Raw genomic sequence first — 6758 nt, forward strand, 5'->3', positions numbered from 1 at the left:
TGGGTGGCGCACGCAGAGTATCAGGAACAAGTCACATGCAGGCGGTCACTCAAATGTAAAAACCCGCAAAGCTCCCTGCCCTCAATTGATCCAGTACACCTCCTGATCCGCACACCGATACACCCGTTCCAGCTCCTCCTCCAGTACCTGGGCATGCTTCCCGGAACGGAACACCAGCCGCACCCGGTCACTGGTCTCCCAGTCGCAGGCAATGTCCCAGGTGCTTTCCGTACCGGCGGCAAGGGTCACCCGATCCAGCCGCTTTGCCAGAAAGGGATTCGTCCCGTCGCATACGGTAAATTCCACCTGGGTCTGCCGGGAACGGGCATACACAGTCACGGCGCTGCCGCCGCCCTGGTAGAAAAATTCCTGCTTCTGTGCCGGCGTCCGTGCCGCCAGGACAATACCCACCAGGCTCACCGCACAGCCCACCGCCGCTGCGCCTCCCAGCCAGATGCAGGGGCGGCTGATCCGCTGCTTTGCCCGGCGGTATTTCCAGAGGGTGATCCCCAGCAGCACCGTCAGCAGCAGACCCAGCCCCGGGGTCACGAACCCATGCACCCCGGGCAGCAGAAGCAAGCCCCCTGCCCATGCGGCAATGCACTCCGCCCCCAGCAGCACAGCGCACACCAGCGCCGCCGCAAACCATTTTTTATGTGTGGGAATCCGCCGCATGCAGCCCCCTCCTTATATAAAATACTGTAGCAGCTCCGTTAGCTCCATGCCCCAGCCGCCGCTGATCTCCCGGATCCGCTGCCAGTCCGCCGCTGCGGTAGGCTCATAGACCCCGAAGGTGAAAAATCCGGCACTGTTGGCGGTTTCGATAGCGTGGAGGGCATCCTCCGCCACGAGGATTTCCCGGGGCGCATGCCCCAGCCGCCGGGCGCATTCCAGGTAAATATCCGGCTTTGCCTTGGTGCTGCCCACCTGGGAACAGGTCAGCACGAACCGGAACCGGTGCCGGATGCCCAGTCGCTCCAGGGCTGCCTCCACCAGGGAATCATAGGTAGCGGTGGCAATGCAGTAAGGAATGTGCCGGGCATCCAGCCCGTCCAGCACCTCCAGAACGCCGGGCTTCAGGGGGATCCGCAGCCGGTATTCCTCCGCTGCCAGATTTTCAATTCGGGCGATCACCTGCTCCGGGGTCATATCCAGGGCAAATTCCGAAATGAAAAACGCCGCCGCCTCCCGGATCCCCATGGTTTTCAGCCGATCAGAGATCCCTGCCGGGGGAAGGATGCGGTTTTCCCGCAAAAACCGCTGATCCACCTGCTCCCAGACATGCATGGAATCCAGCAGGGTTCCGTCCAGGTCAAAGATCACAGCCTGCAATCCCTTCTCCCCCATCAATGCGCATGTCTCCTGCTGTCAAAAAACCGCTTCACCACCCGGTTTACATGCTTTCGCAGAAAGCGCCGCTCCAGCCACACATACGCACCGAATGCCAGCACGCAGGTAAACCCCACGAACACGCCCCCTGCGCCGATCAGATGCAAAAGCACCCCGGTCAGCACCGTCAGGAACAGGCATACCAGAATATGGCACCATCTGCACACCTTCATCAGCTTTTCCTGATTCTCCTGCTCCACCTGCAGGGCTTGCCGTTCCTCCGGATCCATACCCTCATCTCCTTACAAATTACCACTCAGATACATCAGCAGAGAAAGTGCCGTCAGGGGCGCCGTTTCACACCGGAGGATCCGGGGCCCAAGCCACACCGGCTGAATCCCTGCAAGCCGTGCCTGCGCCGCCTCCTCCGGATCAAAGCCCCCTTCGCTGCCTACCAGCACCCCGATGCTGCCGGTTCTGGGCACGGTCAGCTGGGACATGGACACGCCTCCGGCTTCGTACAGCATTACCGGCAGCTGCTGTCCTCCCAGCTCCTCCAGAGCCTGGGAAAAGGTCAGCATGCCCCCCACCTCCGGAATGATGCCCCGTCCTGCCTGCTTGGCGGCGGCGTGGGCGATCTTCTGGAGCCGCTGCTGCTTTTTGGAAAACTGCCCCGGATCCGGCCGGGAAATGCACCGACGGGTCAGCACCGGTACGATCCTTGCCGCCCCAAGCTCCACCGCCTTCTGGACGATCTGCTCCAGCTTATCGGTCTTGGGCAGCGCCTGGTACAGGGTCAGCGCCACCGTAGGCTCTGCGGCGCAGGGAGCCTGCCCCTGTACCTCTAAATACACGCAGTCCCCGGTGATCTCCCGGATCCGGCAGTCGTAATCCACGCCCCCGGCGCAGACCGTCAGCTGCTCCCCGGGGCGCATCCGCAGGGAAAAGCCGATGTGATGGGCATCCTCGCCGGTAATCACCGGCTGTACCGGATCCAGAGCCGGCAGAAAAAATCTTGGCATGGGGCACCTTCTCTCCGATCATTGCGCCTTGTACGGTGTTGCCTATAATTATAACCGTCCCGGATACCCTTGTCAAGGGCGGAGCAATCATCTGACAATTTTATGACAATTCAGACAAAAAGAAAATCCCAAGAGAAAACTCTTGGGATTTCGTACACGCCAAGGATATTTCCCCGACGCCGTGTGGAGCGGATTACGAGGCTCGAACTCGCTACCTCCACCTTGGCAAGGTGGCGCTCTACCAGATGAGCTAAATCCGCATGGAAGAATATGTGCAAGCGGTAAACCGATGAGATCCTGCCACTGTTGCGGCAAAACCCTGACATATTCTTGGTGCCTCCGGTCGGAATCGAACCAACGACACGGGGATTTTCAGTCCCCTGCTCTACCGACTGAGCTACAGAGGCAAATCAGAATGGCGACCTGGATGAGACTCGAACTCACGACCTCCGCCGTGACAGGGCGGCGTTCTAACCAACTGAACTACCAGGCCAAAAGATTGGTGGGAACTATAGGGCTCGAACCTATGACCCTCTGCTTGTAAGGCAGATGCTCTCCCAGCTGAGCTAAGCTCCCACTTTTTCGTATCGTCTCTGACGACTTTATTATTTTACTACGGATCCGCAAAAAAGTCAACCCCTTTTTGCAAAAAATCTGTACTTTGTATGCTTTGCACAAGCACCATGCAGAAAACGGTCTGCCTTCTGACGGATTCGTCTAATTCAGACCGTTTTCCCCGTTTCTCGCATACAGCCGCACCACGTCCGCCCGCAGTGCATGGTTCACCGGATCCCGCAGTTGGGGATCCGCCTCCAGGATATCCCGTGCCGCCTGCTGGGTCTGCCGCACCAGCTCCATATCCTCTGCCAGCTCCGCCAGATGCACCGGCGGCAGACCGTGCTGGGCACTGCCGAAGAAATCCCCCGGCCCCCGCAGCTTCAGATCCTCCTCGGCGATCCGGAACCCGTCGGTGGTGCTGCTCAGCACCCGGAGCCGTTCCCGGCTTTCCTCCGAGGTGCTGTCGGTAATGAGGATGCAGTGGCTCTGCTTGCTGCCTCTGCCCACCCGTCCCCGGAGCTGATGCAACTGGGACAGACCGAACCGCTCCGAGTTCTCGATGAGCATCACCGTGGCGTTGGGTACATCCACCCCCACCTCCACCACGGTGGTGCATACCAGCAGATCCAGTTCTCCCGCCTTGAAGGACGCCATCACCTGCTCCTTCTCCGCCGGCTTCATTTTCCCGTGGAGCAATCCCACCCGGTATGCAGCAAATGCCCCGGCACGGAGCTGCTCCGCATAGCTGGTCACTGCCAGCAGGTCGCTTTCCCCCTCCTCGATCATGGGGCATACAATATACGCCTGCTCTCCGGCGTCCATCCGGCTCCGGACAAAGCCATAGGCACGCTGCCGCAGCTTTCCCGTCACCGCATAGGTGCGGATGGGCAGCCGTCCCACCGGCAGCTCGTCCAGCACGGAAATGTCCAGATCCCCGTACACGATCAGTGCCAGAGTCCTGGGGATGGGGGTGGCGGACATGACCAGCTTGTGGGGGGTGCCCCCCTTTTGCGCCAGGGCGGCACGCTGTCCCACCCCGAACCGGTGCTGCTCGTCGGTGATGACCAGCCCCAACGCCGGGAACACCGTATCCTTCTGAATCAGAGCATGGGTACCCACCAGCACGTCCAGCTCTCCAGCCTGCAAAGCGGTGCGGATCCGGCGCTTTTCCTTGGCAGGCAGGGATCCGGTCAGCAGTCCCACCCGGATGCCCAGGGGGGACAAAAAGCCCTCCAGGGTATGGTAATGCTGGGTGGCAAGGATCTCCGTGGGCGCCATCAAAGCGCTCTGGAAGCCGTTTTTGCATGTGAAGTAGCATGCCGCCGCCGCCACCGCCGTCTTGCCGCTGCCCACGTCCCCTTGCAGCAGCCGGTTGGCAGGCACGGTTCTGCATAAATCCCCACAGATCTCCGCAATGGAGCGCTTCTGGGCGTTGGTGGGGGCAAAGGGCAGGGAGGCATAAAAAGGGGTCAGATCCGTGTCCGGATCCATGGTATAGGCGGTCTGGGCACGGCTTCTGTTCCGGAGCATCAGCATACCCAACTGCAATTGCAGCAGGGCATCAAAAGCAAGCCGCCGCTTTGCCTCCTGTAAAATCGGCTCTGACGCAGGCTGATGCACCACCCCCAGCGCCTCCGGCAGGGTACACAGGTCATACTGCCGCCGGATGCCGGAGGGCAGTCCGTCAAAGGGCTCCCGGCGCAAAAGCTCCAGTGCCTGCCGCATATTTGCCTGCACCATGGGGTTGGTCAGCCCGTTGGTGAGGGGATACACCGGCTTCATCAGCACCGGGCAGTCCGCCCGGAGGTACTGGGGGGAATGGATCTCCCGGCGCAGCAGCGTCCCCGTCAGCTTTCCGGCGAACCGATAGGTTTCCCCCACCTTCAGAGCGTCAAAGGCGTAGAAATTGTTGTAAAACACCACCGTGAAGTCGCTTTCCCCGTCGGTGGCAGTGGCCTTGAACACAGAAAGCCCCTTCCGGATCCGCTGCTCCGGCAGCTTCCGGGTGATGCACCCCTCCACCACGCAGGGGGTATCCAGGGGGGCGGACAGCACCGGCTCCGGATTACGGAAATCCAGGTAAGAACGGGGAATATGAAACAGCAGGTCGTAGGGAGTCTGAATACCCAGCCTGGCGTATGCCTTGGCACGCTTCTCCCCCACCCCCCGCAGGGCGGAAATGGGACGGAACAGTTCGTTCATAGACGGATCCTTTCGGCGAGAATGTGTCTGCATGCAAAACAGGCGGCAGCCGGATGCCCCGGCGCCGCCTGTAGAAGGCAACCGCTCCGGGCTGCCTTATCTCTGTTCGCAGATCAGCTTGATGGCTGTCCGATCCTCGCCGTCAATGACGATATTGGCAAAAGCAGGAATGCAGATCAGGTCGATCCCGATGGGTGCCAGATAGCCCCGTGCCACCGCAATGGACTTGATCGCCTGGTTTGCTGCCCCGGCACCCACTGCCTGCACTTCCACGGTGCGCTGCTCCCGGATCACTGCCGCAATGGCACCTGCAACGGAATTGGGTACGGATTTTGATGATACTTTCAGAACCTCCATGGTGGAATCCTCCTTGTTTCTTGATTGTTTAATGTTGCGTATGCTGCATTTGACTGGTACGCCAGCTACCAGGGCTGCGCCCTAAGGCAACACCGCACAAAGCCCGCCTGTCGGCTATGCGCAGCATCTGCTGACGAATTTTCCGTCATACCACACATTCTTTGTGCGGTGTTGCCCTAAACTTTTCTCATTATACTACAGAGAGGACAAAAATGCAAGAGTATTACCGCACATTTGTGGATTCTCTCATAAAGATCCGTTCAATTTTGGTACATTTGCCAGTAGACGGGTCGAATGTGATCGAAACCCCGTTCAGCATGGCTTCTCCCGTTGCTTCGATAAACTGCACCGGGCAGTGGAGCCGCTGCTTGTCGGTGGCACGCTGCACGTCCACCCCCAGCACAGATCGTGCCGGCCCGGTCATGCCTGCGTCGGTGATATACCCGGTGTGCCCCTCCAGGATCTCCTCGTCCGCCGTCTGCACATGGGTATGGGTGCCGCACACCGCCGTGACCCGTCCGGCAAGGTAATAGCCCATACATTTTTTCTCGGAGGTGGCTTCGGCGTGGAAATCCACGAAAATATTCGGGGTATCGATCTCCGCCAGCAAAGCGTCCGCCGCCGCAAAGGGATTGTCCAGCGCCTCCAGGAACACGGTGCCCATCAGATTCAACACCGCCACCCGGCACCGTCCCAGATCCAGGATCTCCACCCCGTGCCCCGGGCAGCCCTCCGGGTAATTTGCCGGTCGGAGCACATCCCGGCGCTCAAAGATGGCAAGGCTGTCCCGGCGCTGAAAGGCGTGGTTCCCGGTGGTGATGAGATCCGCTCCGCACTGGAAAATCTGCTGGGCGGAGGCGGTGGTGATGCCATTGCCCGGGGCGGAATTCTCCCCGTTGACGATGGTCACGTCCGCCCCATACTGCCGCCGCAGCTCCGGCAGCGTCCGCTCCAGGTACCGGCAGCCGCTTTTGCCCACCACGTCCCCGATGAATAAAATCTGCATGTCCATTCCCCCTTCTTCTCTGTTCTATTCTACTATATTCCAGGAGAAAATGCAAGGGGATTCTGTCGCCGGACAGTGGGGCTTTTGTGGGATTTCTTTTTGTGACCATCTTTTCTGGGCTTGTCTTTGATGCTCTGCGTGCTGGGGATACGCAGTAGCGTTTTTCCTTTGGTGACCTGTTCCTCTCGTGCGTTCTCTTATGCTCTGCGTGCGCCACCCACGCAGGAGCGTTCTACCGCTGTCTTGGGGAGATGCGTGTGATTTTATTTGATTAACCGTACGGG

The 6758-nt window shown here is 59.8% G+C and carries 7 protein-coding genes and 4 tRNA genes; all 11 read right to left on the minus strand.

All coding sequences use genetic code 11. From position 1 onward, the window contains the following. Positions 1-81 precede the first annotated feature (81 nt). Positions 82-675: a hypothetical protein gene (locus tag RUM_RS01090; RefSeq protein ID WP_015557386.1), complete on the minus strand. Its 594-nt coding sequence runs from the start codon at positions 673-675 to the stop codon at positions 82-84. Positions 676-687: 12 nt separating this feature from the next. Further along, positions 688-1347, minus strand: coding sequence for an HAD family hydrolase (locus RUM_RS01095; RefSeq protein WP_015557387.1), 660 nt, complete (start codon positions 1345-1347; stop codon positions 688-690). Beyond that, positions 1347-1619, minus strand: a complete 273-nt coding sequence (locus RUM_RS01100; RefSeq protein WP_015557388.1) for a hypothetical protein — start codon at positions 1617-1619, stop codon at positions 1347-1349. The genes RUM_RS01095 and RUM_RS01100 overlap by 1 nt, the downstream gene beginning before the upstream one ends. 12 nt (positions 1620-1631) lie before the next feature. Further along, complete coding sequence (locus RUM_RS01105; RefSeq protein WP_015557389.1) at positions 1632-2351, minus strand: RsmE family RNA methyltransferase; 720 nt, start codon at positions 2349-2351, stop codon at positions 1632-1634. Positions 2352-2535: 184 nt separating this feature from the next. After that, a tRNA-Gly gene (locus tag RUM_RS01110) sits at positions 2536-2611 on the minus strand. A gap of 71 nt (positions 2612-2682) precedes the next feature. Further along, positions 2683-2758 (minus strand) — tRNA-Phe (locus RUM_RS01115). Between the two features lie 9 nt (positions 2759-2767). Next, a tRNA-Asp gene (locus RUM_RS01120) sits at positions 2768-2844 on the minus strand. A gap of 7 nt (positions 2845-2851) precedes the next feature. Beyond that, positions 2852-2927, minus strand: a tRNA-Val gene (locus RUM_RS01125). Positions 2928-3068: 141 nt separating this feature from the next. Then, positions 3069-5144 (minus strand): ATP-dependent DNA helicase RecG, encoded by a 2076-nt coding sequence (gene recG, locus RUM_RS01130; RefSeq protein WP_081459942.1) that lies wholly within the window; start codon positions 5142-5144, stop codon positions 3069-3071. 63 nt (positions 5145-5207) lie between these two features. Beyond that, on the minus strand, positions 5208-5468 hold the full coding sequence (locus tag RUM_RS01135; RefSeq protein ID WP_015557391.1) for a stage V sporulation protein S: 261 nt from the start codon (positions 5466-5468) through the stop codon (positions 5208-5210). A gap of 223 nt (positions 5469-5691) precedes the next feature. After that, entirely contained in the window at positions 5692-6474 is a 783-nt protein-coding gene (locus RUM_RS01140; protein ID WP_015557392.1) for a TIGR00282 family metallophosphoesterase, read from the minus strand. Between the last annotated feature and the right edge of the window lie 284 nt (positions 6475-6758).

Origin of the sequence: Ruminococcus champanellensis 18P13 = JCM 17042 (assembly GCF_000210095.1) — a bacterium.
GTDB lineage: Bacteria > Bacillota > Clostridia > Oscillospirales > Ruminococcaceae > Ruminococcus_F > Ruminococcus_F champanellensis.

What these genes read in the sequence shown, in the direction of transcription:
- RUM_RS01090 (WP_015557386.1), bottom strand. Translation starts at nt 675, where the DNA reads ATGCGGCGGATTCCCACACATAAAAAATGGTTTGCGGCGGCGCTGGTG.
- RUM_RS01095 (WP_015557387.1), bottom strand. Translation starts at nt 1,347, where the DNA reads ATGGGGGAGAAGGGATTGCAGGCTGTGATCTTTGACCTGGACGGAACC.
- RUM_RS01100 (WP_015557388.1), bottom strand. Translation starts at nt 1,619, where the DNA reads ATGGATCCGGAGGAACGGCAAGCCCTGCAGGTGGAGCAGGAGAATCAG.
- RUM_RS01105 (WP_015557389.1), bottom strand. Translation starts at nt 2,351, where the DNA reads ATGCCAAGATTTTTTCTGCCGGCTCTGGATCCGGTACAGCCGGTGATT.
- recG (WP_081459942.1), bottom strand. Translation starts at nt 5,144, where the DNA reads ATGCAGACACATTCTCGCCGAAAGGATCCGTCTATGAACGAACTGTTC.
- RUM_RS01135 (WP_015557391.1), bottom strand. Translation starts at nt 5,468, where the DNA reads ATGGAGGTTCTGAAAGTATCATCAAAATCCGTACCCAATTCCGTTGCA.
- RUM_RS01140 (WP_015557392.1), bottom strand. Translation starts at nt 6,474, where the DNA reads ATGCAGATTTTATTCATCGGGGACGTGGTGGGCAAAAGCGGCTGCCGG.